Origin of the sequence: Paenibacillus massiliensis subsp. panacisoli DSM 21345 (assembly GCF_000426545.1) — a bacterium.
Lineage (GTDB): Bacteria > Bacillota > Bacilli > Paenibacillales > Paenibacillaceae > Paenibacillus > Paenibacillus panacisoli.
Genome location: NZ_AUFO01000009.1, coordinates 75,881 through 102,124, shown reverse-complemented (window position 1 = coordinate 102,124; position 26,244 = coordinate 75,881). Strand labels below are relative to the sequence as shown.

General features: G+C 48.2%; 26 protein-coding genes. All 26 read left to right on the top strand.

The annotated features are described in order from the left end of the window. The first annotated feature begins 91 nt into the window (after positions 1-91). The 26 genes from K331_RS0107145 to K331_RS0107020 all read left to right on the top strand — a co-directional run bounded on the left by K331_RS0107145 (position 92) and on the right by K331_RS0107020 (position 25,999). Positions 92-1,342: a serine hydroxymethyltransferase gene (locus K331_RS0107145; RefSeq protein WP_018884136.1), complete on the top strand. Its 1,251-nt coding sequence runs from the start codon at positions 92-94 to the stop codon at positions 1,340-1,342. 266 nt (positions 1,343-1,608) lie between these two features. Next, positions 1,609-2,463 (top strand): carbohydrate ABC transporter permease, encoded by an 855-nt coding sequence (locus tag K331_RS0107140; RefSeq protein ID WP_404821474.1) that lies wholly within the window; start codon positions 1,609-1,611, stop codon positions 2,461-2,463. A gap of 1 nt (position 2,464) precedes the next feature. Beyond that, the gene (locus K331_RS0107135) at positions 2,465-3,304 is read left to right on the top strand and encodes a carbohydrate ABC transporter permease (RefSeq protein ID WP_028589739.1); all 840 of its coding nucleotides are present in this window, start codon (positions 2,465-2,467) and stop codon (positions 3,302-3,304) included. A gap of 12 nt (positions 3,305-3,316) precedes the next feature. After that, positions 3,317-4,606, top strand: coding sequence for an ABC transporter substrate-binding protein (locus tag K331_RS0107130; RefSeq protein ID WP_051289695.1), 1,290 nt, complete (start codon positions 3,317-3,319; stop codon positions 4,604-4,606). Positions 4,607-4,909: 303 nt separating this feature from the next. After that, a complete protein-coding gene (gene upp, locus K331_RS0107125; protein WP_018884140.1) occupies positions 4,910-5,539 on the top strand; it encodes a uracil phosphoribosyltransferase in 630 nt (209 codons plus the stop codon). Between the two features lie 151 nt (positions 5,540-5,690). Then, a complete protein-coding gene (gene wecB, locus K331_RS0107120; protein WP_028589737.1) occupies positions 5,691-6,845 on the top strand; it encodes a non-hydrolyzing UDP-N-acetylglucosamine 2-epimerase in 1,155 nt (384 codons plus the stop codon). Between the two features lie 186 nt (positions 6,846-7,031). Continuing rightward, positions 7,032-7,274, top strand: coding sequence for an AtpZ/AtpI family protein (locus K331_RS0107115; RefSeq protein WP_018884143.1), 243 nt, complete (start codon positions 7,032-7,034; stop codon positions 7,272-7,274). After that, complete coding sequence (locus K331_RS0107110; protein WP_026281033.1) at positions 7,267-7,659, top strand: ATP synthase subunit I; 393 nt, start codon at positions 7,267-7,269, stop codon at positions 7,657-7,659. The genes K331_RS0107115 and K331_RS0107110 overlap by 8 nt, the downstream gene beginning before the upstream one ends. Positions 7,660-7,677: 18 nt before the next feature. Next, entirely contained in the window at positions 7,678-8,487 is an 810-nt protein-coding gene (gene atpB / locus K331_RS0107105; RefSeq protein WP_028589736.1) for a F0F1 ATP synthase subunit A, read from the top strand. An 88-nt stretch (positions 8,488-8,575) separates the two neighbouring features. After that, the gene (gene atpE / locus K331_RS0107100; protein ID WP_018884146.1) at positions 8,576-8,800 is read left to right on the top strand and encodes a F0F1 ATP synthase subunit C; all 225 of its coding nucleotides are present in this window, start codon (positions 8,576-8,578) and stop codon (positions 8,798-8,800) included. A gap of 111 nt (positions 8,801-8,911) precedes the next feature. Continuing rightward, positions 8,912-9,400, top strand: coding sequence for a F0F1 ATP synthase subunit B (atpF, locus tag K331_RS0107095; protein ID WP_018884147.1), 489 nt, complete (start codon positions 8,912-8,914; stop codon positions 9,398-9,400). Then, entirely contained in the window at positions 9,397-9,942 is a 546-nt protein-coding gene (locus tag K331_RS0107090) for a F0F1 ATP synthase subunit delta (protein ID WP_025681507.1), read from the top strand. Before atpF ends, K331_RS0107090 begins: the two co-directional genes overlap by 4 nt. A gap of 19 nt (positions 9,943-9,961) precedes the next feature. After that, a complete protein-coding gene (gene atpA / locus K331_RS0107085) occupies positions 9,962-11,476 on the top strand; it encodes a F0F1 ATP synthase subunit alpha (protein ID WP_018884149.1) in 1,515 nt (504 codons plus the stop codon). A 288-nt stretch (positions 11,477-11,764) separates the two neighbouring features. Then, the gene (gene atpG, locus K331_RS0107080; protein ID WP_028589735.1) at positions 11,765-12,631 is read left to right on the top strand and encodes an ATP synthase F1 subunit gamma; all 867 of its coding nucleotides are present in this window, start codon (positions 11,765-11,767) and stop codon (positions 12,629-12,631) included. 162 nt (positions 12,632-12,793) lie between these two features. Next, complete coding sequence (gene atpD, locus K331_RS0107075; protein ID WP_018884151.1) at positions 12,794-14,194, top strand: F0F1 ATP synthase subunit beta; 1,401 nt, start codon at positions 12,794-12,796, stop codon at positions 14,192-14,194. Between the two features lie 66 nt (positions 14,195-14,260). Then, positions 14,261-14,668: a F0F1 ATP synthase subunit epsilon gene (locus tag K331_RS0107070; protein ID WP_018884152.1), complete on the top strand. Its 408-nt coding sequence runs from the start codon at positions 14,261-14,263 to the stop codon at positions 14,666-14,668. 358 nt (positions 14,669-15,026) lie between these two features. Continuing rightward, the gene (locus tag K331_RS0107065; RefSeq protein WP_018884153.1) at positions 15,027-15,284 is read left to right on the top strand and encodes a DUF1146 family protein; all 258 of its coding nucleotides are present in this window, start codon (positions 15,027-15,029) and stop codon (positions 15,282-15,284) included. Between the two features lie 226 nt (positions 15,285-15,510). Next, positions 15,511-16,854, top strand: coding sequence for a UDP-N-acetylglucosamine 1-carboxyvinyltransferase (gene murA / locus K331_RS0107060; RefSeq protein ID WP_018884154.1), 1,344 nt, complete (start codon positions 15,511-15,513; stop codon positions 16,852-16,854). A 252-nt stretch (positions 16,855-17,106) separates the two neighbouring features. Beyond that, positions 17,107-18,222 carry a stage II sporulation protein D gene (spoIID, locus tag K331_RS0107055; RefSeq protein WP_226383544.1) on the top strand — a complete coding sequence of 372 codons (1,116 nt, stop codon included), beginning with the start codon at positions 17,107-17,109 and terminating at the stop codon, positions 18,220-18,222. Between the two features lie 72 nt (positions 18,223-18,294). Next, entirely contained in the window at positions 18,295-19,023 is a 729-nt protein-coding gene (locus K331_RS0107050) for a M23 family metallopeptidase (RefSeq protein WP_025681505.1), read from the top strand. Between the two features lie 285 nt (positions 19,024-19,308). Beyond that, on the top strand, positions 19,309-19,596 hold the full coding sequence (spoIIID, locus tag K331_RS0107045) for a sporulation transcriptional regulator SpoIIID (RefSeq protein WP_018884157.1): 288 nt from the start codon (positions 19,309-19,311) through the stop codon (positions 19,594-19,596). 175 nt (positions 19,597-19,771) lie between these two features. After that, positions 19,772-20,770 carry a rod shape-determining protein gene (mreB, locus tag K331_RS0107040; RefSeq protein WP_018884158.1) on the top strand — a complete coding sequence of 333 codons (999 nt, stop codon included), beginning with the start codon at positions 19,772-19,774 and terminating at the stop codon, positions 20,768-20,770. Positions 20,771-20,863: 93 nt separating this feature from the next. Beyond that, the gene (locus K331_RS0107035) at positions 20,864-21,745 is read left to right on the top strand and encodes a flagellar hook-basal body protein (RefSeq protein ID WP_028589733.1); all 882 of its coding nucleotides are present in this window, start codon (positions 20,864-20,866) and stop codon (positions 21,743-21,745) included. A 13-nt stretch (positions 21,746-21,758) separates the two neighbouring features. Further along, entirely contained in the window at positions 21,759-22,586 is an 828-nt protein-coding gene (locus tag K331_RS0107030; protein ID WP_028589732.1) for a flagellar hook-basal body protein, read from the top strand. A gap of 6 nt (positions 22,587-22,592) precedes the next feature. Beyond that, complete coding sequence (locus tag K331_RS0107025) at positions 22,593-22,799, top strand: DNA-directed RNA polymerase subunit beta (protein ID WP_018884161.1); 207 nt, start codon at positions 22,593-22,595, stop codon at positions 22,797-22,799. A gap of 191 nt (positions 22,800-22,990) precedes the next feature. Then, the gene (locus K331_RS0107020) at positions 22,991-25,999 is read left to right on the top strand and encodes an S-layer homology domain-containing protein (protein WP_028589731.1); all 3,009 of its coding nucleotides are present in this window, start codon (positions 22,991-22,993) and stop codon (positions 25,997-25,999) included. Positions 26,000-26,244 lie beyond the last annotated feature (245 nt).

Here is a 26,244-nt window from a genome sequence, read left to right as displayed (position 1 = left end):
TCGTTATTGAACCGTGTGGTAACGTGTATGGATGCTATCTGATGTAATTTATTCTAAAATGATTATAAAATCGCAGGGAGGATTATTTATCATGATGGAACATTTGCGTAAGAACGATCCGGCTGTACTGGAGGCTATGGGACTGGAATTGAAGCGTCAGCAGAACAATATTGAGCTGATTGCATCCGAGAATATTGTAAGTGAAGCAGTCATTGAAGCCATGGGCTCAGTGCTGACCAATAAATATGCTGAAGGCTATCCGGGCAAAAGATACTATGGCGGCTGTGAGCATGTAGATATCGTGGAGGACATCGCGCGTGACCGTGCCAAGGAACTGTTCGGCGCCGAGCATGCCAATGTTCAGCCGCATTCCGGTGCACAGGCGAATATGGCCGTGTATCTGGCAGCGCTGAAGCCTGGGGACACCGTTCTGGGTATGAATCTGGCTCATGGTGGTCACCTGACGCACGGTAGCCCAGTTAATGCTTCAGGATTGCTGTATAATTTCGCGGCCTATGGAGTTCGTGAGGACAACTTCCTGATTGATTATGATGAAGTACGCAAGGCTGCCTTCAAGCATCGTCCTCGTCTGATCGTTGCTGGAGCGAGTGCTTATCCACGCACGATTGATTTCGAAGCTTTTGCGTCCATTGCTAATGATGTAGGTGCTTTGTTCATGGTGGATATGGCTCATATCGCAGGTCTGGTTGCGGCTGGACTGCACCCGAATCCGGTTCCTCATGCCCAATTTGTAACGACAACAACTCACAAGACCCTTCGTGGACCACGCGGTGGTATGATTCTGACTCGCAAATCCTGGGCACAAGCTATTGATAAGGCTGTATTCCCTGGTTCCCAAGGTGGACCGTTGATGCACGTGATCGCTTCCAAGGCCGTAGCCTTCGGAGAGGCGCTGGATCCATCCTTTAAGGAATATGCGCAGCAGGTTGTGCGCAATGCGCAGGTACTGGCGGAGACTCTTGTCAAAGAAGGCATCAACATCGTATCAGGTGGCACAGACAATCACCTCATGCTGATTGATACCCGCAATCTGAATATTACAGGCAAGGATGCGGAGCACGTGCTGGATTCCATTGGGATTACAGTGAACAAGAACGCGATCCCATTTGACCCGACTAGCCCGTTCATTACGAGCGGTATTCGGATCGGTACACCAGCTGCAACCTCTCGTGGTATGAAGGAAGATGCCATGCTGGAGATCGGCAGCATCATTGCAGGTACGCTCAAGAATGCGAAGGATGAGACTAAGCTGGGCGAGCTGCGCGCACGTGTTACCCGTTTGACTGATCAGTATCCAATCTATCCAAGTGTGCAGTACTAAGTGCAGTACTAATACCCAGGTGTGAGATTTTAATCGAATAGAGCAGGGATATAAGCGTAAGGATTCGCGGTCATGTACCGCGTAATTCCTTGCGCTTTTTTGTCGTTGTACTGTCCTGTCCTGCGAGATAAACGTAATCGTCTCATCTCATTGAGTAAGCTTAAATATGTAATTATTGGGTAATTAACAAAATAGATATGGTGTGCAAGGGTATTCATTTTATAGCAAAGGAGCGGATGATATTGAATCGACAGGGTTCAGCACTTATGAGACAGCTTGTTTTTGTCGGTCCGATGATGATATTTTTCGTGTCCGTTGTAGTGGTTCCCTTCGTATTGGGGCTGTACTACTCCATGACAGACTGGGACGGAGTATCGCAGCACAACCGCTGGCTAGGATGGGATAATTATGTTCACATTCTGACAAAGGACCCTGATTTTCGAAATGCATTCTGGTTCACCGTACGCTTTACCTTATGTGGTGTCGTATTGACCAATGTGTTAGGCTTTCTACTGGCCTTCTTCTTGACCAGACCCTTGCGAACACGCCTTGCGCTCAGGACAGTCTTCTTCATGCCGAATATGATTGGCGGGTTGCTGCTTGGCTTTATCTGGCAGTTCATATTCGTGAGAGGATTCTCGGCGGTAGGAGAAGCTACAGGCTGGTCCTTTTTCACTCTACCATGGCTTGGTGATGCATCAACGGCCTTCTGGGGCACGGTCATCGTATTCGTATGGCAATATGCAGGCTATCTGATGGTGATCTACATATCTTCGCTTAGTAATATACCTCAATCATTGCTGGAATCCGCTCAGATGGATGGTGCAGGCCGTATGCAGGTACTGCGCAAGATTATTATTCCGCTAATTATGCCTGCGGTGACGGTCTGTCTGTTTCTTGCGATCTCCTGGTCGTTCAAGGTGTTTGAATTGAATCTGGCGCTTACTAAGGGTGGACCGTACAAATCAACAGAATCTGTAGCGCTGGACATATATAATGAAGCTTTTACCAATAATCGTCTCGGTCTGGGGACGGCCAAGGCTATGATTTTCTTCGTAATTGTCGCGATCGTTACACTCATTCAGGTGCGCATGACCAAGCAGAGGGAGGTTGAAATGTAAGATGGAGCATACATCAAATAAGTATCGTTTAAGCACATTTGCCGCTGAATTGATTCTGATCCTGATTGCATTGATCTTTCTGATCCCTTTCTATTTTCTGCTGGTGAATTCGGTGAAGCCGTTCGGGGAGATATTGTCTGATGCAGCCTCCTGGCCTGCCTCCTTCCAATGGAGCAATTATGTGCAGGCTTGGCAGGCCATAGAGTTTCCAAAGGCTTTTATGAACTCGCTCATCGTAACGATTGTCAGTAATGTGCTGCTGCTGCTGATCAGTTCGATGGCTGCTTATCAGATGGTCAGACACGATACGGGATTTAACCGCATATTATTCGTGATTCTGGTGGCGGCCATGGTCGTACCGTTCCAGTCCATTATGCTGCCGCTGATGGAGGTGACGAATGTGCTGGGCCTTAATAACAGCCTGCTGGGCTTGATTATCTGTTATCTGGGCTTCGGCTCATCCTTGTCCGTGTTCCTGTTTCATGGATTCATCAAGTCCGTTCCACTGGAGATTGAACAGGCGGCTCGCGTGGATGGCACTTCCCGCTACGGTGTATTCTTCCGTATCGTCTGTCCGTTGCTACAGCCAATGTTCGTGACCGTACTCATCCTTAATACGCTCTGGATCTGGAATGACTATTTGATGCCTTCGCTGATTCTGTCTGACCCGGATCTGAATACAATTCCGATTGCAACCTATATGCTGTTCGGTCAATTTACCAAGCAGTGGGATCTGGCTTTGCCCGCACTTGTGCTCGGGATTGCTCCAATCGTTATCTTCTTCCTGTCGATGCAAAAATACATCGTGTCCGGCATTGCAGCCGGTGCGGTAAAGGGTTAAGGGGGTGAGAGCATGCTTGGACGCCGAAGATTCAGTCGCATATTCAGTCGAAAATCCATAAGCTTCCCCCTCCTGCTTGTACTGTTGCTTATGACTAGCTGCAGCAATGGAGCACAGGAAAGTACGGATTCCAAGACGATTCACATCTACCAGTTCAAGGTCGAGATCTCTGAGCCGCTGAAGGCGATGGTAGCGGAGTATGAGAAAGAGCACCCAGGTATTCGTGTCGAGGTATTATCGGTCGGAGGAGGTATGGATTACGCAGCTTCTTTGAAGGCAAAGTTCTCATCTGGTGATGAGCCTGATATCTTTACCAATGAAGGGTATCAGGATATGGAGACGTGGTTCGAATATCTTGAGGATTTATCCGACCAGCCATGGGTGAATGAGCTTGATGATTTCGCGAAGCGGCCCATGACGAAGGATGGCAAGCTATATGGGCAGCCGATGAATCTGGAGGGATTCGGCTTCATTTATAATAGGGACCTGTTCGAGCAAGCAGGGATTACAGATCTGCCACAGACCTTAACGGAGTTGAGGCAGGTAGCACAGCGTCTAGAGGAGCAAGGAATCATTCCATTTGCCAATGCTTATCAAGAATATTGGGTGCTTGGCAATCATTTGGCGAACATCCCGTTCTCGAGACAGGAGGAGCCTGAGCGATTCATAGAAAAGCTGGATGCCCAGACGAATCAAGTACCCGGAAATCCGGTGTTCGACGACTGGGTACAGCTGATGGACCTGATGCTGGAGTATAGTAACCCCTATCCACTTACAACGGATTACAATACACAGGTGACGTTGTTCGCAACAGGGCAGGCAGCCATGATGCCACAAGGGAACTGGACCCAGCCTCAGATTGACGGGATCAATCCGGATCTCAACATCGGCATTCTACCGACACCGGTCAATGATGACCCTGCATTAGCTGATTACCTGGCCATCGGCGTTCCGGCGAATTGGGTGGTCAACAAGAACTCACCAGTGAAGGAGGAGGCCAAAGATTTTCTGAATTGGATGGTCACCTCAGACACGGGGAAAAGATACATCACAGAGGAGTTCAAATTCGTGCCTGCCTTCCAGAGCATCAAGACAAGTCCGGATATCGTCGGTGACCTCGGTGCCGAGATTATCCGCCGTGTAGAGGAAGACAAAGTGCTAAGCTGGAACTTCTCACGTTTTCCCAAAGGCTTGAATCATGATCTCAGCAGTATTATGCAGGCCTATATCGCAGGCGCGATCACCAAAGAAGATATGATGCAGCAATTCCAAGAGGCATGGGATAATCTGAAATTCAGATAGTCAGATGAGGGAGTCTTCGTCCGAAAGGCGAGGGCTCTTTCATTTCTCTAATTCGTTACCACAGGCAGGTGTTAAAAGCGGCAAGGAATGATATAATATACGAGATTTGTGGATCGATAGCACCTATAGTTGGGCAATGAATGAATATAGACCCTCACTGCATTATACGATTGCTTAGTATTTGAAATAATAATGAACGTATAGTGGAGTACATGCGATTACAGCAAGCTGCAATCACCTGTGGTCTATACGCGAGACTACAGTGTGCTAAGGAAATGAAGTAGGATACCGGAGGGACTTAATATGGGTAAACTGGTGATATGCGATCACCCATTAATTCAACACAAACTGACCTTCATTCGGGATGTACGCACGAATACGAAAGACTTTCGTGAATTGGTCGATGAAGTAGCGACGCTGATGGCTTATGAGATTACACGTGACATTCCACTGGAGAGCATTGTGGTACAGACTCCTGTGGCAGAGACGGAAGGCAAAGTCATTTCCGGGCGTATGCTCGGTCTGATACCGATCCTGCGAGCAGGACTAGGGATGCTGGATGGCGTAGTGAAGCTGCTCCCTGCAGCCAAGGTAGGTCATGTCGGGCTGTTCCGTGATCCGGAGACACTGCAGCCTGTTGAATATTATACGAAGCTGCCGACCGATGTTACTGAGCGTGAGCTGATTGTCATCGACCCGATGCTTGCTACGGGAGGTTCGGCAATTGCAGCGATTGATGTGCTCAAGAAGCGTGGCTGCACGCAGATTAAAATGATGAACCTGATTGCAGCTCCCGAAGGCGTCAAAGCGGTTCAGGATGCACACCCTGATGTGGACATCTATGTAGCTGCACTGGACGAGCGTCTGGACAGTCATGGGTACATTATTCCTGGTCTGGGGGATGCCGGAGACCGACTCTACGGCACTAAGTAAAGCTAGCAAGCAGGAAGTTTGCAGTTGGGTTGGGAAGTATTCATAATGTAATTTATGGAAGTATCTATTATAAGCAGATAATATGGCCCCGGACACATGAACATACCATTGTTACCGGGGCCATGCTTTAATGTGAAAAAGGAGCTTGATCATGTCCAAGATTAAAGTAATGACGATTTTTGGAGTACGGCCAGAAGCAATCAAGATGGCCCCGCTTATTCTGGAGCTGGAGCGCCATCCTGAGCATATTGAATCCATCGTGTGCGTAACTGCTCAGCATCGTCAAATGCTGGATCAGGTGCTGGAGGTATTCAACATCCACCCGGATTACGATTTGGATGTTATGAAGGACCGCCAGACCTTGAATGAAATCTCCATTAGAGTACTGCAGGGTCTGGAGCCTGTGCTTCGGGAAGCCAAGCCGGATATCGTACTGGTACATGGAGATACGCTTACGACCTTCTTAGCTAGTTATGCGGCCTTCATGCAGCAGATTCAGGTCGGTCATGTCGAAGCAGGGCTACGGACCTGGAATAAGCTCTCTCCATACCCAGAGGAGATGAATCGTCAGCTGACGGGTGTGTTATCAGACTTACACTTTTCTCCTACGGATCTGTCCGCAGGGAATCTCCGGAAGGAGAATAAACTGGAAGAAAACATCTACGTAACTGGAAATACAGTTACAGATGTTTTCCAGTATACGGTTCGTGAGGATTATACGCACCCGGTGCTCGAATGGGCGCAAGGCAAGCGTCTGATTCTCATGACCGCGCATCGTCGTGAATCACAGGGAGAGCCACACCGCAACATTTTCCGGGCTGTAAAGCGAATTGCTGATGAGTTTGAGGATGTAGCGATTGTCTATCCGGTTCATCCAAGCCCTGCTGTGAAGGAGCCTGCATTCGAGATCCTTGGGAACCACCCACGCATTCGCCTGATTGATCCATTGGATGTAGTGGACCTGCACAATTTCTATCCACATACTCATTTGATTCTGACAGACTCTGGCGGATTACAGGAAGAAGCTCCTTCTTATGGTGTGCCTGTACTGGTATTGCGAGATACAACTGAGCGTCCAGAGGGGATTGAGGCCGGTACGCTTGAGCTTGTTGGGACCGACGAAGAGAAAGTCTATGCGCGTGCACGTGCTCTCCTGACGGACAAAGGATTATATGAAACGATGAGCAAGGCTGCAAATCCATACGGAGACGGAAAAGCTTCGGTTAGAATTGTCAATGCGATTCTTCACCATTTCGGAGTCAAAGTGGAGCGTCCAGAAGAGTTTCACAGAATGTTCACAAAGTAGTTGTATTCGATATTTTACAAGCCGTACAGTTAGCATACAGTTTAACTGTACGGTTTGTAAGGAATTTTGCCCTTTTTAGGGGGAGTTCCCACCCGTTTTTTACCCACTGGAAAGCCATTAGCATTCAATTGACAAAGTGTCTTATATTTAAGTAAAATGGACTGGAATTACAGGGGTGACACGAAAATGGTCAAGCAAGCCAAGCCCAAGGACTCGGGAAATGTTTGGAAGGCCGCTAGCGTGGTCAGTGTTCTTGGCGTGAATCTAGTCGTATGTGTGTATGGCGGATTTCTCATCGGAAACTGGCTCGGGAATCGTTTCGGACATCTTGGGATTTGGATTGCCGTAAGCGTTATCGTAGGCTTGGTTGCAGGTATCTCAAATGTCGCTCTTGTCATAAGAAAGGTACTGAGGGACAATAATGAGTGAGACAAATCGGTTTCAAAGAGCGCTTTGGGTGGTCGCATTGTTCTTTATTGCGCTTTGTTTCCTTGTATCAGCACTAATGCCCCACCACCGTGACGTTGGTCACGGACTAGTCTTAGGAACTATTGTAAGCTGTCTAAATGTATTTCATATGTCTTTCAAGACACGAAAGGTTCTGGATGCTGCAGCAGGTGAATCACGCAAGAAGGTATTTGGGACTGGGTTTATTTTTCGAGCCGCAACCTCCATACTGGCCATGGTGCTGGCATTGGAATTCCCGTGGTATTTTAACGAAATTGCCGTAGCGGCAAGCCTTGTGTCCGGGCATCTTGCATTGCTGGTGATTGCCATCATCTTCTCTCTGAGAGAAGACCAGAAGCACCACTGAGAAAGGAGGGAGAAAAACATGCACGAATCACCGATCATTGAGCTTGGAGGATTACATATCGACTTGTCGATTGTATTGATGCTCATTGTTACCAGTACGATTGTATTTGTCCTTGCCCTCCTTGCAACTCGCAATTTGTCTGTCGAGAATCCAGGGAAATTGCAAAATTTCATGGAATGGGTCGTAGAATTCGTTCAAGGCCTGATTTCCAGTACAATGGATCTCAAGAAAGGTAGACCGTTCCTGTCTCTGGGGATGACACTCATTATGTTCATCTTCGTCGGGAATATGCTGGGCTTGCCCTTCGGGATCGTTACCTCTTATGACTCGGCCGAAGCGGCTACTATTTTCAGTAAGCCACTGCTGAGCGTCCAGGAGGTGTTCCACTCTGCGGCACCAGGTTCACACCCGCATGCAGCTGTAGCATGGTGGAAGTCGCCAACAGCTGACTTGAGCGTAACCTTGGGACTGGCTCTAATCGTCTTTGCCATCGTTCACTTTATGGGGATGACACGCAATACCAAGGCATACTTTAAGCACTATGTGCAGCCGTTTCCGCTGTTCCTGCCGATTAACCTGATTGAGAATATTTCCAAGCCACTAACACATGGTATTCGTCTTTATGCGAATATTTTCGCAGGGGAGGTACTGATCTCTGTTATCCTGCAAATGTCGGCTCTGGGTATCGGCGGATATATCGCTTCAGTAGCCGGATTGATTGCATGGCAAGGCTTCAGTATTTTCATTGGCTCGATTCAGGCGTTTGTCTTTACAATTCTGACCTTTGTGTATCTGTCGCAAACGATTGATACGCATGAGGAGCACTAGGTTTCAACGTTAAGTATTGAAGCTAGCTTCACACTTAACTGTATATAATTAATTTTAAAATACACGTATTTGAGGGAGGATTTTTTCAATGGGAGTTTGGGCATTATTGGCAGCAGCTATCGTAGTAGGTCTGGGTGCGCTTGGAGCATCCATCGGTAACGGTCTGATCATCAGTAAAACAGTTGAAGGTATCGCTCGTCAGCCGGAAGCTAAGTCTTCCCTGCAAACGGTAATGTTCATCGGCGTTGGTCTGGTTGAGGTACTGCCTTTGATCGGTGTAGTACTCGCGTTCATTTTCTACGCAGCAGCTTAATTCATGATATATAAGGTTTGGCGGGGAAGGCACAGCCATCCGCGCCTTCTTTGTTGGATATCATCAATGAGAATTATGGAATAGGCGTTCACCGGAAAGGAGTGACTTCAATTGCATTTTGAATGGACATCCCTCGTGCTTGCTCTGATTGCCTTCGGGATTTTATATTGGTTGCTTGACCGTTATGCATTTGGACCGCTGTTCTCCATCATGGAGAAACGGCGTGAACTGGTTCAGCGTCAAATGAAGGAAGCGGCAGAAACACGTGAGCAAGCTACGGCTTATGTAGAGGAGCAAAAACAAGCACTGCAACAGGCTCGTCAGGAAGCTTATGAAATCTTGGAGCAATCCAAGCAGACAGGTACGAGACAGGCAGAGCAAATCATTGGCGAAGCTCGTGAAGAAGCTACTCGTCTCAAGGACGAAGCTGTTCGCGATATCGAGAATGAGCGTAACAAAGCAGTGGCCACTCTGCGTAATGAAGTGGGCAGAGCCTCTGTACAGATTGCTTCCAAGCTGATTCAAAAAGAAGTGAATGAGAGCCAAGTTCAAGAAGAGCTTGTGGACAAATACCTTAAAGAGGTAGGAGGCAGAGCATGAACCGTGACTCAGTAGTTGCTAAGCGGTATGCTAAAGCCTTGTACGAAGTAGCAGAGCAGCAAGGCCGGGTCATCGAAACGGAAGACGAACTTAGAGCTTTCGTAAAAGCTGTCTCGGGCGACAAGCAAATACTGAGCTTCATCAATTCTCCCAACATTACTGAAGCGGTCAAGCTGCAAGTGCTGGCTGAGAGCTTTCAGGACAAGTTGTCGGCTCCTGTGATCAATACGATCAAGCTGTTGGTGGGTCGGGGCAGAGCCAATCTGTTCGAAGAACTCCTGCAGGGCTATCTGGAGACTGAGGGAGAGAAGCTTGGACTAGCTGACGCTACGGTCTATTCTGCATATGCACTCAATGATGCGGAGAAGGCGGAAGTATCCGCTCTGTTCGGAGCCCGTGTGAACAAGAAGATTCGTGTGGAAAATGTAGTCGATCCAGAGGTGCTTGGTGGTCTGAAGGTCGTCATCGGGGATACGTTGTTTGATGGCAGTCTGGCAGGCAAGCTGGAGCGTCTTGAGAAATCTTTTAACAGACGAGTATAGAAGATAGGGGTGAACCTAGTTGAGTATCAGACCTGAAGAGATCAGTACATTGATCAAGAGTCAGATTGAACAATATAAGACGGATATTGAAGTGGTTGAGGTCGGTACAGTCGTAGAGGTCGGCGACGGGATCGCCCGCGTATACGGACTGGAAAATGTTATGTCCGGAGAGCTCGTTGAGTTCGACAACGGCGTACTGGGCCTGGCCCTTAACGTAGAAGAGAGCAACGTAGGTGTCGTTATTCTCGGAGAATTCATTGATATTCGTGAAGGCGGCCAAGTAAAACGTACAGGCCAGATCATGCAGGTGCCAGTAGGCGAAGCATTGATCGGTCGCGTCGTGAATCCACTGGGTCAGCCAGTAGACGGCAAAGGACCTATCGCAACTACGGAATTCCGTCCAGTTGAGAACCAGGCTCCTGGCGTTATGGCTCGTAAATCCGTACATGAGCCGATGCAAACAGGAATTAAAGCGATTGACGCGATGGTTCCAATCGGTCGTGGTCAACGTGAGCTCATCATCGGTGACCGTCAGACTGGTAAGACATCTGTTGCAATCGATGCAATCCTGAACCAAAAAGGCAGTGGCATGAAGTGTATCTATGTAGCGATTGGTCAAAAACAATCCACAGTTGCACAAGTAGTGGAGACACTGCGTCGCAACGGTGCACTGGAATACACAATCGTTGTAACGGCATCAGCTTCTGAGCCGTCTCCATTGCTCTACATTGCGCCATATGCTGGCGCGGCTATGGGTGAGTACTTCATGTACAAGGGCGAGCACGTCCTGATCGTATATGATGACTTGACCAAGCAGGCTTCTGCATATCGTGAGTTGTCCCTGTTGCTTCGTCGTCCTCCAGGTCGGGAAGCTTATCCGGGGGATGTATTCTACCTTCACTCTCGTTTGCTAGAGCGTGCAGCGAAGTTGAACGATGAGCTTGGCGGTGGCTCCATGACGGCGTTGCCGTTCATCGAGACACAAGCTTCTGACGTGTCAGCTTACATTCCTACGAACGTAATCTCCATCACGGATGGTCAAATATTCCTGGAGTCTGAGTTGTTCTACTCCGGTCAGCGTCCGGCGATCAACGTGGGTATTTCCGTATCCCGTGTCGGAGGCTCTGCTCAGATCAAAGCCATGAAGAAGGTAGCAGGCTCCCTGCGTCTGGATCTGGCTCAATATCGTGAGCTTCAAGCGTTCTCCCAGTTCGGCTCCGATCTGGATAAGTCCACTAAGGCCCGTCTGGACCGTGGTGCACGCATGATGGAAATTCTGAAGCAAGGTGTTAACCAGCCACTGGCGGTTGAGCTTCAGGTTGTCAGTCTCTATACAGCAGTAAAAGGATATCTCGATGACATCCCTGTAGCGGATGTTAGAAGATTCGAGAAAGAATTCCTGTTGTTCATGCAATCCTCTCATGATGCAATTCTTCAATCCATTCGTGATACGAAGGATCTTGTTGCAGATAACGAAGCTGCATTGAAGGCTGCTATTGAGCAGTTCAAAAAATCGTTTGCCACTTCGGTCTAATCATTATCATTGAACCATGGCTACGTTAGATCATTGCTCTAATGAATACGCTCTGGGTCTACTCTGGAGCTGTAAATAGCTTGAGTAAGCTCCGATTCGACTGGAGTGCGAATCGACAGCGTACAATACTGCTTTGACGGAATCATCACCTGGATATATGAATCCGAGAGAGTGCATGACTTCGTCAAAGCATAGCGAGTCTTTACGAAGTAACTTTGACTCCGTCAAAGTTTAGTAGATGCTTACGAAGTAGCTTTGACTTCGTCAAAGCTTGAAGGTGGTGAAATCATGGCAAAAGGTATGCGCGAGATTAAACGCCAGATCAAGAGTGTTCAGAATACGAAGCAGATCACCAAGGCAATGGAGATGGTAGCAGCTGCCAAGCTCAGAAGAGCGCAAGAGAAGGCAGATGCGGCACGTCCTTATGCTGAGAAGCTAAGGGAAGTAGTTGAGAGTATCGCGACTGGACAGAATGATGTGCAGCATCCGATGCTGCAGAGCAGACCTGTCAAGAAATCAGCTTATCTGGTGATTACTTCGGATGCTGGCCTCACAGGTGGCTATAACGCCAATATCCTGCGCCAAGTCACAACTACGCTGGCTGAACGTCATCAGTCCAAGGACGAATACGAGTTGTTCGTGATCGGACGTAAAGGAAGAGACTTTTTTACCAGACGTGGTCAAGTGCTGCAGGATGTCGTTACAGACCTGTCTGACTCTCCAGTGTTCGCAGATATTAAGGCGATTGCCCACAAAGCGGTTCATGGCTTCGAACTGAGTCAATATGATGAGCTGTATGTATGCTATAACCGTTTTGTTAATGCATTGACCCAAATTCCTACTGTAGAACGTCTTCTGCCAATGGCAACTCCAGAAGCTACCCAGTCAGCTGAGCGAATAGATTATGAGTATGAGCCTTCTGCTGCTGGTGTGCTTGAGGTACTGTTGCCTCGTTATGCAGAGACGCTGATTTATGGTGCTTTGCTGGAAGGTAAAGCTAGTGAATTAGGTGCGAAGATGACTGCAATGGGCTCCGCAACGAAGAATGCAACCAAAATGATTAATGAATTGTCACTTACCTATAACCGTGCCCGTCAGGCGGCGATTACGCAAGAAATTACGGAGATCGTGGCTGGGGCTAACGCACAGGTATAACATTCATGCGAATGAGCGTCTGGTCTAGCCGTAATGATGATTGCGGATAATCCTGAATGCTACGCGCTAAGGTATATAAAATGACGGCTTAACGGCGCAAAAAACAAAGGTAACAGTAGCGGGATTTGCAGCTGTGCAAGCATGTAGGAGGGAAACAGGAAGATGAACAAAGGACGTGTTGTGAGCATCATGGGTCCGGTAGTCGACGTTGAATTCGAACGTGGTCACCTTCCAGAAATTCTTAATGCAATCACGATCCAAGCAGAGATAGAGGGCGGTCGCAAGGTTGATCTGACCCTGGAAGCTTCCAAGCATTTGGGTGATAATCGCGTACGTTGTATCGCGATGTCATCTACGGATGGTCTCGTGCGCGGATTAGATGCAGTCGATACGGGGGCGCCAATTGCGGTGCCTGTTGGTGAAGTAACTCTTGGACGTGTATTTAACGTACTGGGTGCACCAATTGATGAAGCGGGAGATCTGTCCGATGCGACCCGTAATCCGATCCACCGCAAAGCACCTTCATTTGATGAACTGACTACCCAGGCAGAAATGCTGGAGACAGGTATCAAGGTTATTGACCTGCTGGCTCCTTACGCAAAGGGGGGTAAAGTTGGTCTCTTCGGTGGTGCGGGTGTAGGTAAGACGGTTACCATTCAGGAGCTTATCAACAACATCGCACAGGAGCACGGTGGTATTTCTGTATTTGCAGGTGTGGGCGAGCGGACTCGTGAAGGTAATGACCTGTATCATGAAATGAAGGATTCCGGTGTAATTAACAAGACAGCGATGGTATTCGGACAAATGAACGAGCCTCCAGGCGCTCGTCTCCGCGTAGCGTTGACTGGTCTGACGATGGCGGAGTACTTCCGTGATCAAGAAGGCCGTGACGTATTGCTGTTTATTGATAACATCTTCCGTTTCACCCAAGCGGGCTCCGAGGTATCTGCCCTTCTGGGACGTATGCCATCGGCGGTAGGTTACCAGCCAACTCTGGCAACAGAGATGGGTCAATTGCAAGAGCGGATCACTTCCACGAAAAAAGGTTCCGTTACTTCCATTCAGGCGATTTACGTGCCTGCGGATGACTATACTGACCCGGCTCCGGCTACGACATTTGCTCACTTGGATGCAACGACCAACTTGGAGCGTAAAATCTCCGAGATGGGTATCTACCCTGCGGTAGATCCACTCGCATCCAGCTCCCGGATTCTGGCACCAGAGGTTGTTGGTGAAGAGCATTACAATGTAGCTCAAGGCGTCAAGCAGATTCTGGCCCGTTATAACGAGCTTCAAGATATTATCGCAATCCTTGGTATGGATGAGCTGAGTGAAGAGGATAAAATGCTGGTAGCACGTGCACGTAAAATTCAGCGTTTCCTGTCCCAGCCATTCCACGTTGCAGAAGCATTCAACGGCATTCCGGGTAAATATGTTCCGGTTAAGGAAACGGTGCGCAGCTTCAAGGAAATCCTTGAGGGCAAGCATGACAATCTGCCGGAGGCGGCATTCCTGTTTGTCGGAACTATTGAAGAAGCAGTCGAGAAGGCCAAGCATCTGTAATGGTGCTTAACCGCACATAGCCTTTAGGTGGGCTGTCTTGCGGACAGCTGTTCAGGAGGGATGGAAGTGAGCACCTTTTTGTTGGAGATTGTAACTCCGGACCGGCAAGTCTATTCCGAGCAAGTGAATGGCTTGAGTGTAAGAGGCGTAGAAGGTGATCTGGGAATATTGCCAGGACACATTCCAATGGTTACTCCACTGCAGATCGCCCCTATGCGCATTAAGACCGGAGGCAATACAGAGGTTATTGCTGTGAACGGCGGATTTGTTGAGGTACGTAAGGAGAAGGTCATCGTTCTGGCTGAAAGTGCAGAGCGAGCTGAAGATATTGATGTGGAGCGTGCTCGTGCCGCAAGAGAGCGTGCAGAGCTACGTGTCCAAAGCAACCGCACTGACATCGATCATCTGCGTGCAGAGATTGCACTGCAAAAGGCTTTGAACCGTCTGAACGTCTCAGGAGGCGCCAAGAAATAGGTATTTTGAATCAGTTCTCAAAAAAAGCCCGGCAGATGTGACTGTCGGGCTTTTTGATGCATAGGATAGTGCATACCCACTCGGATGTGGAAGTAAGGCGATTATAGGAATCATATTGTCCCGTTTTGGTGAATACTACCAGGTACAAACAGAATTTGTCGAAAAAAAGCAGTTCTTTATGAATTAGGACTAGATTGTTATGCGTTTGCCAAGTATTATAGAGTAGTCAATTAAGCAGGCAAGCAATGTTTAATCTCATTTTGCTGCCCGCTATATATAACAAGAATTAAAAAAATACAGTATTCATGCAGAGCACTCCTGTTCATTACAGAAGAGTCTGCGTTACGGGGGTTGAACTATGAGTGATGAGTTGACCCGGCAGCTGAGTCAGGCTGCAAGCGCCAATGGCTTAATATCCATGCTGATCTCTCTTTTATGTATCGGTCTGTCATGGTGGGCGCTCCAGAACTTCAAGCTGGATCTACTGATCAGGCACCCTAAGGGACCGCAGGGCAGATTGCTGCATCTATTGTTTGCGATCGTGCTCGGACGCTTCGTGGCTGGTTTCATTTTGGATTACATGTCCTGGAGCCAGATGCTGCGTCATTTGTTTTAAGGGTATACCCATTGGTTAATCACTTGTAGGCTGGAAGACAGGGATTGTCGAACGCTGACTGGTTCTGAAGGGTAAGCCATCAAAAAACGCTTGAATCCAAGTTTTAAACGATGATATGATGCAAGTTAGTGAGTTCACAATGAAACGCCCGTGATGGGCACGAAAATAGCGGATTACGTTCTTTTTCGGACCGAAAAGGAACACGAACGCGCGGAGGGAAATCATAATGAGCAAATTTATCGTCCGCGGTGGCAACCGATTGGTCGGAACAGTGAAGGTAAGCGGGGCTAAAAATTCCGTTCTTCCGATTATCGCAGCTTCTCTGCTGGGAGAAGAAGGAGAGAGTGTCATTATCGATGCGCCTCCTCTAGATGATGTGATGACGATTAATAAAGTACTGGAATCTCTGGGTGCGAGCGTTACATACCAGAATGAGACCATTCGTGTAGATGCAAAGTCCATTACCTCTTGTGAAGCCCCTTATGAATGGGTCCGTAAAATGCGGGCATCGTTTTTGGTTATGGGGCCTTTGCTTGCGCGTATGGGACATACACGTATCTCATTACCAGGCGGCTGCGCCATCGGTACTCGTCCGATTGATCAGCATCTGAAGGGATTTGAAGCGCTTGGCGCCGAGATCAGCATGGGCCAGGGCTATGTAGAGGCTCGCAGTGCAGGACGTCTGCGTGGAGCCAAAATCTATCTGGATGTGGCTAGCGTAGGAGCAACCGAGAATATCATGATGGCAGCGGTGCTTGCCGAAGGTACTACGATCATTGAGAATGCTGCCAAGGAACCGGAAATTGTGGATCTGGCTAACTATCTGAACGGCATGGGCGCCAAGGTTCGTGGGGCGGGTACCGGCATGATCCGCATTGAAGGTGTGGAGAAAATGCATGGCACTCGGCATGTTGTCATTCCGGACCGTATTGAAGCGGGAACCTACATGGCAGCGGCAGCCATCACAGGTGGAGATGTCTATGTAGAAGGCGCAATCTCCGACCACCTGGGTCCAGTCATTGCCAAGCTTGAGGAGATGGGTGTCACGATCCAACCGGATGAGAATGGCATTCGCGTCATTAGCGACAAGCCGCTAAAGGCCGTGGATATCAAGACTCTTCCATACCCTGGGTTTCCAACCGACATGCAGTCCCAGATGATGGCGTTGCAGTTGGTGGCCAAGGGCACAAGTGTCATCACGGAGACGGTCTTTGAGAACCGTTTCATGCATGTGGATGAATTCCATCTTATGAATGCAGAGATTAAGGTTGAGGGCAGAACATCCATTATTACGGGTGAGGCTCAGCTGACAGGCGCCAAGGTATGTGCGACGGACCTGCGGGCAGGAGCAGCTTTAATTCTAGCTGGTCTGGTTGCAGAAGGAACAACTGAGGTGTCCGGTGTGCATCATATCGATCGTGGATATGTCCATTTGGCCGAGAAGCTCTCCAAGCTCGGAGCAGATATCTATCGTGTCGTGGTTGAAGAGACCAAGAACGAGCCTGCTGCTGAGAGCCTGCTGAAGGAAGAAACCTCTCCTATTTTCAAAGTACAACCTACATTAGCTTAATCCACAGTAACCTGTTTTCACAAGGTTGCATATATAGCCATGGTGCTTACCACTGGCTACGGTCGTCCATCGCATTTGCGGTGGGCGATTTTTTTTGTTTGTACGTCAACATCGCTAGCCCCGATACTTCCTTCGATTCTCTCAAGCAGGCTCTATTTAAGAGTTCTATTTGCTAGATGGTCCTCATAAGATTCAGTATCCGGCAATGTAAGATAGCTGGAGCTTAATCATGGTATGGAGGCTGCACAATATATGAAAGAAAATCGACGCAACACTCGCTGGACTCCGTCGAAGCCCCCTGGACAGGCTGTTCGCCCATGGCTCCCATTAACCGGCGCAGCTGTCTTCTTTGCTTTGGTTCTGGTGATTCCGACGGTGTTAGTTGGCCCTGAGCATGAATGGCCAAATCCACCAGCTACGGATCAGTCGTCGGCTTCCTCTGAAGCTGGTAGACATCCAGTAGGAACGCAGAGTACAGCATCTCAGGATATTCAAGTGACGGTGCTACTTAGCGCGTCAGGCACTACTGAAACCGTCCCATTAGAAAACTATGTGGCTGGGGTGGTAGCTGCCGAGATGCCAGCTTCGTTTGAAACAGAGGCACTTAAGGCCCAAGCCATTGCTGCACGAACCTTTATCGTAAGACGACTGTCTGTGCAAGACCGTAGCGGTTCACCTGGTGCAGATGTGACAGATACCATTCAGCATCAGGTCTATCTTTCAGATGAAATCCTGAAGAAGGACTGGGAGAATGCTGGCAAAGCGGAAGCTCTCGCAAAAATTCGAAAAGCGGTACAAGACACTAGAGATATTATTATGGTATACGGTGGACGACCGATTACGGCTTCGTTTTTTTCGACAAGCAACGGATACACAGAGAACTCTGAGGATGTGTGGCAAGCCAGAGTACCCTATCTGCGCAGTGTCCCGAGCCCATGGGATCAGAAGATTGCACCTGGTTATCGGAAGACGGTCAGGTTCACAAGGGACGAGCTGATTCAGAAGCTGAATCTCCCGCGAAAGGCCATCGCCACGCTTTCGTCGAACAAGAGTCTCCCGGAGATGCGCACATTATCGAAGACAGCCGGGCATCGCATTGAGAAGATTCGTATAGGAGACGAGGTATATTCCGGTGTGGAGGTCCGTAGTAGACTGGGACTCCGATCCAGCGAATTTACCTGGCAGGAAGACTCGCAGGGCGTTACCATCACTACCTTTGGAAATGGGCATGGAGTGGGGATGAGTCAATGGGGAGCGAATGGCATGGCCAAAGAGGGCTATACGACGACGAAGATTCTTCAACACTACTACACGGGAATCTCCTTCGCTAAGGCTTCAAAACTGTTAACAACCAGGCTGGAAGGATAAATTTTCAAATTTTCTGAGTTTACGAGTATAAAAGAGTTGCACCCGGTAACACTTGTTACTGAGGTGATAATCATGAATGAAGAAAACAAAAACCAGAATCATGAAGACTCTTCCAAAACAAAAATGGGAGAACAAGGCGCACAGTCGTCTTCATGGAGGAAGCTGTTGTCTAAAAGGTGGGTATATCCTGCAGCCTACATTGCCGCAGCAGCCATTATATTAACTCTCGTGTGGGTCTATCAGGATGGCAGCAAGACACCTCTTCAGCAAGACCCGACCGAAGCACAGCAAGTCTCAGTTGGCGAAGACGTTGGTATGACAGGAGAGCAGGATAGCATGGAAGTCGTCGCTCAGTCAGAGAATATGGTATGGCCTGTAGCGAATGCTACAGAGGTACAAGTCGTGAAGCCGTTTTTTGACACCAATGCCAGTGAAGAAGAGCAAGCCTCTGCGATGGTAGAGTATGACCAGACCTTCACCGCTAACACAGGAATTGATCTGGCTCGTGCAGATGATCAGGTATTTGATATCCAGGCAGCTATGAGCGGAAAAGTAACTCGGGTAGAGCAGCATCCACTTATGGGCAGTATTGTGGAGATTACGCATGACAACAATCTCAAGACGGTCTACCAAAGCCTTGATCATGTGAAGGTCAAGGAGGGCGATGCCGTCAAGCAACAGGATGTAATTGCGGTAGCTGGACGTAGCGAGATGGAGAAGGATCTTAAGAATCACCTTCATTTCGAGGTTATCCAGGATGGTCAGCCAGTAAATCCAGTGACAGTTCTGCCGAAGCAATAAGCTTTCTAAGCTTGTTCATCAACAAAGTGATATAAATCAATCGCAAGGCTGTATGAAGCGTCATGCATTACCATATCTACGTTCATGCAGGAAAGTCCCTTCACCATACACACATGATGGTGAGGGGCTTTTTTTTGGAAATGTATAAGTATTCATCACTGTGTTCCTTGATGCCATCCGCAAAATAAAAGGGCCTCCCGAAGCTTGTCACACCGCCAAAGCAAGAATATCTAGGCACGCCACTCATATAATGTACCAAACTATCCACAGTAGGGAGGCGGGAGCGTGCACGATTACATCAAGGAACGGACCATCAAGATCGGTCGCTGTATCGTGGAAACAAGGCATACGGTCCGAACCATCGCCAAGGAATTCGGTGTCTCAAAGAGCACAGTGCATAAGGACCTGACGGAGCGGCTACCTGAAATTAATCCGGACCTAGCGGATCAGGTGAAGCATATTCTCGAATATCATAAATCGATCCGCCATCTGCGGGGAGGAGAGGCGACCAAGATTAAATACAAAAAAACGAGCAGTAAAAAAAGAGACGTATTGGTATCAGCCAAATCCTGAAATAATTGAGTAAATTGATAAAGTATAGCTGACAAATCCATTGAATACTTCCCCTGAAGTATGATATGTTAAAAGATGGTACAAGATCGAATTATGACATGTAATACTCGTTTAATACATACAATTGCCGTTTCTTGTCGACATTTTTTAAAATATTACTTTGGGGGCTCTTTATATGATTAGCAAGGACATCGGAATCGATCTCGGCACGGCCAACGTGCTAATACACGTGAAAGGAAAGGGGGTCGTACTTGACGAACCCTCTGTCGTGACGATTGAAAGTGATACCAAGAGGGTCCTTGCTGTCGGTGAAGAAGCCCGGCGGATGGTAGGACGGACACCTGGTAATATCGTGGCGATTCGACCGCTGCGTGATGGTGTTATCGCTGATTTTGAGATTACGGAGGCCATGCTCAAGTACTTTATCAGCCGCGTAGGCGGCAAGAGCTGGTATAGTCATCCGCGAATTCTGATCTGTGCGCCGACGAATATTACTTCTGTTGAGCAGAAGGCGATTCGTCAAGCAGCTGAGCGGAGCGGAGCCAGAGAGGTATTTCTCGAGGAGGAGCCGAAGGCAGCTGCGATTGGCGCAGGTATGGACATTTTTGAGCCTAGCGGCAACATGGTGGTGGACATCGGTGGCGGAACAACAGATGTAGCAGTATTATCTATGGGTGACATCGTGACAGCCTCATCGATCAAGATGGCAGGGGACAAGTTCGATGAAGCCATTATGAAGTCCATCAAAACGAAGTACAAGCTCCTGATTGGGGAGCGCACCTCGGAGGATATCAAGATCGCTATTGGGACTGTGCACCCGCAAGGTAAGCAAGCTGAGATGGATATTCGTGGACGTGACATGGTGACAGGTCTTCCGAAGACCATCACCATCACAGCGGAGGAAGTACAGGATGCTCTGACAGACCCCGTGACGGCTATTGTAGCTGCAGCAAAATCGGTACTGGAGCGGACACCTCCTGAGCTGTCTGCTGATATTATAGATCGTGGCGTAATTCTGACAGGTGGGGGAGCATTGCTTAACGGCTTGGACGAGCTATTGGCTCAAGAGCTGCGCGTACCCGTACTTGTCGCAGAGGACCCGATGCATTGTGTCGTTAAGGGAACTGGAATTATGCTGAATAATCTTGATCAAGTGGTTAAGAAAAAGTTCTGACCTGCCGATAAACAATTGTAGATACATGTGTGACTTTTATCTTTACAAGCGTTGCAAGACGCTTCCACTATAGATTATGCGAGGTGCGCCAGAATGCTAAGAGGATTATACACCGCAACTGCCGGGATGATGACCCAGCAGCGTCGTCATGATACCGTTACGCAGAATATTGCGAATATGAATACTCCCGGATATAAACAGGAATACAGTGTGCAGAGGGCTTTCCCTGAGGTACTTATTTCCATGATGGGTGGTCATTCCGATAATCCGAATCGTACCATCGGTAGGCTGAATACTGGCGTATTCGCGGAAGAGAGCCTTACCCCGTATGTGTCGGGGATTATTACAGCTAGCGGAGAGAATACGGATTTTGCATTGGAAGCCGACCTTGAAGTGCTGGACCCGACGACCAATGAGCCAATCCCTTTTGACTCGACTGGCAAGTATGTGAATGCAGACGGAGAAGTATCGTACAAGCCGCAGGCATTTTTTACCGTCCTTGACGCCAACAACGAATTGCGGTATACCCGAGGAGGGCAATTCAATGTGACTCCAGATGGACAACTGGTAACGTCAACGGGCTTTCGAGTGGCCGATACGAATGGAGAGGCCATTATGGTGACGGGCCCTACTTCGGATTTTAAGGTGAATTCCCGCGGCGAAGTGCTGGATGCGGATGGTCAGCCGACAGATGTAACTCTTGGCATCAGTGTTATCGACAGACCATACCAGCTTATGAGAGAAGGCAACGGTAATTTCAGGCTGGATGATCGAGACGGAGCTGTGGCACGCTATTTAGGAGCAGAAGATAACGTCCAGCTTAAGCAAGGCTTTGTTGAGAGCTCCAATGTGGATTCCACCCAGTCGATGATTGATATGATGGCTGCGGCAAGAGCTTATGAGGCGAATCAGCGTGTCATTCAATTTTTTGATAAGAGTCTTGAGAAGGCCGTCAATGAAGTAGGTCGTGTATAACGGGAGGTAGATGATGAATAACTCCATGATTGGCGCAATGGTAACGATGTCCAGCGCACAGCAAAGACTCGATATGATTGCGAACAACGTAGCAAATGTGAATACAGTAGGCTTCAAGAAGGACGAGGGTAGCTTTCAAGACGTGTTGTCCCGTGTTCAGCAGCAGCCCGAGACATATCGTCAGACGGGGCGCGCGATGCCGCTTGGCTACAACCTCGGCTTTGGCGTGAAGATGGCATCCATGACCAAGGACTTGGAGCAAGGCAGCATGCTGGAGACAGGCAATCCAACGGATCTGGCGATTGTGGGAAATGCATTATTTGCCATTGATGCCAATGGTGAGAAGGCATGGACACGTAACGGCGGCTTCAGCTTTGTACCTGATCCAGCGAATCCGCAAGGCAACGAAGTGCTGCTCGTAACCGCAGATGGGCATCGTGTACTAGACCGTACCGGTAATGAGATCACTGCTCCGGTTGGCTCCAAGGTGGCTATTGATGAACAAGGACGAGTGATTATTCGGATTGAGGGCGAGGAAGATTATTCTCTTCAGGAAATCCAGTTCGTGAATGTTCAGCGTTATCAGGGGCTTGAGCTGCGAGACGGCAATATGTTTGTCCTGGGTACAGGTGTAACGGAAGATGACGTATTTGGAGCGGGAGCAGCTGCTACCATTCCTGATAATGCAAAAATCCGTCAAGGCGTGCTGGAGCAATCCAACGTCAATCTGACGGAGGAAATGACAACAATGCTGCAGACGCAGCGCATGTATCAGATGGCTTCACGAGCTCTTACCTCCAGTGACACTATGATGGGCTTGGCGAACAGCCTACGGGCTTAGGCTGGTATGATGACAGAAGAGGTTAAGCAACCTGCACCGGTAAAGGCTTCGGGCTGGAGATTCCTGCGGTTACTGATTATACCACTGCTCCTAGTGATCGCTTTAGCTGGAGGTATGGTTACAGGATATGTGGTCTTAGGCAAGCAGGAGCTGGCAGAGGTGCTCGATCTGAACACCTGGAAGCATGTATTTGATTTGGTATTTGCGCCTTAGATGTAGCACGCTGTAATGCTCTAATTTAATATACTTATTCTCAAATGAGGACTTCCTTTGATAGGATCGATTAGTTTTGCATATTCGATCAACAGAAGGGAGTCTTTCTTTGAATATATGCATCCTATATTCTGGATTCGGTGTTATAATGAGGATGTTTTGTTTTGAAGAATGAAAGGGGATAGCACTACATGAAGCGAAAAATACCTTTAGTGATGGCGATGCTGCTTCTACTTCACCTTGTGCTGAATCTGGGGATTTCAGGCCGAGCGCTGGCGGCTGGGGAGGCACCGACCGTGGTTGAACAGACACCAGTTAGCAACAGTATAACTGGTACAGTCATAGATTTCACAATGACCTTCGATCAACCTATTATGAAGCAATCAACAGGAAGGGTGTATGTAAAGAGGGCTTCAGATGATTTCGTGGTATTTGATGAACGTGTTAATAGCTCCAAGCTTAATCTTTCGTCTGATAAGAAACGAGTGATATGGGGCGTAGAAGGACTGGAATATGGTCAGAAATATTATGTGCTAATCACTGATAATGCCTTTAAGAACAGTAAAGGACATTATTTTGAGGGGATTCTTGATCAGGAGGCCTGGACATTTACTGTAGAAGGCGATTCCTCGCAAACGATTAGCAATCCTTCAGGAGAAGAAGGAACATCATTGCAATTGTTGGGGGCTTCACCTCCTAACAAAGCCTGGAACATCCCAGTTGATTATCAAATTGCCTTTTACTTTAATCGGAAGATCAATATCGGCGATGAGCAGGGTATTCGTTTGAGGTTAAAAGGCAGCTCTGCAGAGGTAGAGAGTGTAATTGAGACGGTGGGTCAATCCCTGAGGATTACACCCGTACAACCGCTTAAACCAGGAAGTACATATCTGATAACGATCCAATCAGGGGCTGTAATTGATTCCCTGACAGGCGCTAAATACATGGAAACAATTGAAACCGTCTTTGAGACCAGAGGAAACAGTACTCCAGAGAGCGAACAAACGCTCAAGCAGCCCGAGCTTCAGTCTGTTGATGTTCAGAATAACGTCATTCGACTACACTATAATGTGCTTCTTGGAGAGCGTGACAATCTTGCTGCATCAGGATTTGAGGTACTGCTGAAGAAGAGCCGGCTACAGGTATCCAGAGTATATACTAGCGGGAATGATCTTTATATAGTGCTGCCAGTCAAGCCTTCACCTGACGATGAATTGTCGATATCTTATAACCCCAAGGGCAGTGGCGCCATTGCGGGTACGGGGTACTCGCTTGTCGGGTTCGACAACTATAAAGTAGTGGTTGTAAGTGAAGCCAGTAATTCGCCAACGTTAAGGCCACAATCTATTTCAGCTGCTGGTAGCGAGGTTATCATTACTTATCCCAACAGATTGAGAGCGGCCGTGTTAAAGCCAGAGCAATTCACCATTTATGCAAAAGGCATCAAGCGTACGGTTACGGAAGCCAAAATTTCAGGGAATCAAATCATCCTGACCTTGTCGGTTCCTGTAGCGGCAAGCACCAACCTGAAGGTGTCCTTCAACAAGGGTGCAGATCCGATTATCGATGTGAACGGTAAAGAGATTACGATTTTCGTGGAATATGAGGTGACTGCGGAAAGCGCAGTTGTTGCCTCAAGTAGTCCGAAACAGCCATCATTTGTTACAGCGAACTCCGGTGCATTGTCCGGAAACGGTGGCTATGTATTGAACATAAATACTGCCAAAGCGGTTAAAGTCAACTCTAGCAGCGGTAACACGATTACAAGATATATGATTCATAGAGGACAGCTTGAGGAAGCGCTGCGCTTCGTGATCCAAATTCATGAGAACCAGGGAGCAAACCAGTCGGTCAAGCCATTGATCTTTACCGTGCCTGACGCGGAAGGATCAGCCGAGTTGGTTGTGCCAGTAAGTGCAGTGTACAGGGCATGGCAGGAAGCAGGTGATGGTGGCAAGCGTTCTGTGTTCGCGGTGCAGTACAAGGGAGCGATGTATGAGATTCCTTTGAACGAGCTACCTTTTGCAGAGATTGCCAGATCACTTGGGAACGGTACATTAAGTGTGGACACCTTAGATACACTTTATCTTATTATTCAAATGGAATTTGTATCTCCTGATCCATCGTCCGTGTCACCTGTAATCAACGGCAGTCAAGCTAAGCTTATGCAGGAGGCTGTACAGATCAGAGTCATTGTCATATCGGGGACGGCAAACTCTGGCGAGACAGATGAGTATGGTAAATTGGACGGAGTGGATGTCAATCGTTCCAATTCGATCATCAATTTGTCGCACATTGGAAAAATTTATTTACGTATCATCATCAATTTGGGAAGTGCGGATCAGACAGCACTGGTTCGATATGACACGGTCAATAAAAGGCTGATTCTCTTATCCTCCGGGACTGCAAAGGCTAATGGACAGCTTATTCTAATCGGGTATGCAGACCCGAATAAATCGGAGGGCTCTCGTGGCAGTGCAAATGCCGGGGGAACCACAGGAGCAGCAGCAGGAGGGCAAGGGTTGATAATTGGTGGGGTGAGCCTAATGTCAGGGAACAATGCCTCCACTGATTCCGGATCTAGTAACGGAGCAAGTGGAGGTGTGAGTAGTGCCTCGGGTGGAGACGCTAGTTCTACTGACTATACAGACACCAGCAAGCACTGGGCCAAGGCAGAGATCGATGCTCTAACCTCTAAAGGTATTATTGGCGCAAGAAGCAGCAACACGAATGCATTTGAGCCTGACCGCAATATTACACGGGCTGAATTTGCAGAATATATTTCCAAGGCATTGAACCTGACACCTAACTTGGAGGAAGCTAAGATTTATCCTGACGTGAAGCAGGATGACCGTGGCGGGTATATTGGAGCAGCCAATGAAGCGGGAATTATTACTGGGTATCCCGACGGATTTTTTAGACCGGATCAATTCATCACGCGTGAGGAAATGGCATTAATGATGGTACGTGCCCTTAAATATGGTGAGGTTAATACTTCCTTAACTGGCACACCAGAGCAGGCACTAACGAAATTTCGTGATGCATCGAAAATCCGTTATAAGGAAGCTGTAGCTCAGACTGTCCAAAGTGGAGTAATTCAAGGGATTAATGTCAATACTTTTCAGCCTAAAGGCAATGCGACACGTGCGCAGGCAGTGGTCATGATTAAGCGCGTGCTGGACAGAATAGGAGAAAGGTAATAGACGTAACAAAGAGCCGCCTTGCTTCTTGAAGGCGGTTTTTTCTTGTCTTGTCTAAATAGCTTTAGTCATAGGAAGTAGAGAAAATGGTGCTTTCGCGGAGTTTTCTTTTTTCACTCGAAAAATGTATAATGATGGGGGACTTTATCGCAAGCAGACAAAAGGGCCTTTTCACGCCCGTTTTCCATGTGGAAAACGGTGGAAAAAGCCCCTTATCTCAACCTTCACTTCTGCAGAAAGTGTAA

Coding starts and splice junctions, on each gene's coding strand:
- K331_RS0107145 (WP_018884136.1), top strand. CDS start 92: ATGATGGAACATTTGCGTAAGAACGATCCGGCTGTACTGGAGGCTATG.
- K331_RS0107140 (WP_404821474.1), top strand. CDS start 1,609: ATGAGACAGCTTGTTTTTGTCGGTCCGATGATGATATTTTTCGTGTCC.
- K331_RS0107135 (WP_028589739.1), top strand. CDS start 2,465: ATGGAGCATACATCAAATAAGTATCGTTTAAGCACATTTGCCGCTGAA.
- K331_RS0107130 (WP_051289695.1), top strand. CDS start 3,317: ATGCTTGGACGCCGAAGATTCAGTCGCATATTCAGTCGAAAATCCATA.
- upp (WP_018884140.1), top strand. CDS start 4,910: ATGGGTAAACTGGTGATATGCGATCACCCATTAATTCAACACAAACTG.
- wecB (WP_028589737.1), top strand. CDS start 5,691: ATGTCCAAGATTAAAGTAATGACGATTTTTGGAGTACGGCCAGAAGCA.
- K331_RS0107115 (WP_018884143.1), top strand. CDS start 7,032: ATGGTCAAGCAAGCCAAGCCCAAGGACTCGGGAAATGTTTGGAAGGCC.
- K331_RS0107110 (WP_026281033.1), top strand. CDS start 7,267: ATGAGTGAGACAAATCGGTTTCAAAGAGCGCTTTGGGTGGTCGCATTG.
- atpB (WP_028589736.1), top strand. CDS start 7,678: ATGCACGAATCACCGATCATTGAGCTTGGAGGATTACATATCGACTTG.
- atpE (WP_018884146.1), top strand. CDS start 8,576: ATGGGAGTTTGGGCATTATTGGCAGCAGCTATCGTAGTAGGTCTGGGT.
- K331_RS0107090 (WP_025681507.1), top strand. CDS start 9,397: ATGAACCGTGACTCAGTAGTTGCTAAGCGGTATGCTAAAGCCTTGTAC.
- atpG (WP_028589735.1), top strand. CDS start 11,765: ATGGCAAAAGGTATGCGCGAGATTAAACGCCAGATCAAGAGTGTTCAG.
- atpD (WP_018884151.1), top strand. CDS start 12,794: ATGAACAAAGGACGTGTTGTGAGCATCATGGGTCCGGTAGTCGACGTT.
- K331_RS0107065 (WP_018884153.1), top strand. CDS start 15,027: ATGAGTGATGAGTTGACCCGGCAGCTGAGTCAGGCTGCAAGCGCCAAT.
- murA (WP_018884154.1), top strand. CDS start 15,511: ATGAGCAAATTTATCGTCCGCGGTGGCAACCGATTGGTCGGAACAGTG.
- spoIID (WP_226383544.1), top strand. CDS start 17,107: ATGAAAGAAAATCGACGCAACACTCGCTGGACTCCGTCGAAGCCCCCT.
- K331_RS0107050 (WP_025681505.1), top strand. CDS start 18,295: ATGAATGAAGAAAACAAAAACCAGAATCATGAAGACTCTTCCAAAACA.
- mreB (WP_018884158.1), top strand. CDS start 19,772: ATGATTAGCAAGGACATCGGAATCGATCTCGGCACGGCCAACGTGCTA.
- K331_RS0107035 (WP_028589733.1), top strand. CDS start 20,864: ATGCTAAGAGGATTATACACCGCAACTGCCGGGATGATGACCCAGCAG.
- K331_RS0107030 (WP_028589732.1), top strand. CDS start 21,759: ATGAATAACTCCATGATTGGCGCAATGGTAACGATGTCCAGCGCACAG.
- K331_RS0107025 (WP_018884161.1), top strand. CDS start 22,593: ATGATGACAGAAGAGGTTAAGCAACCTGCACCGGTAAAGGCTTCGGGC.
- K331_RS0107020 (WP_028589731.1), top strand. CDS start 22,991: ATGAAGCGAAAAATACCTTTAGTGATGGCGATGCTGCTTCTACTTCAC.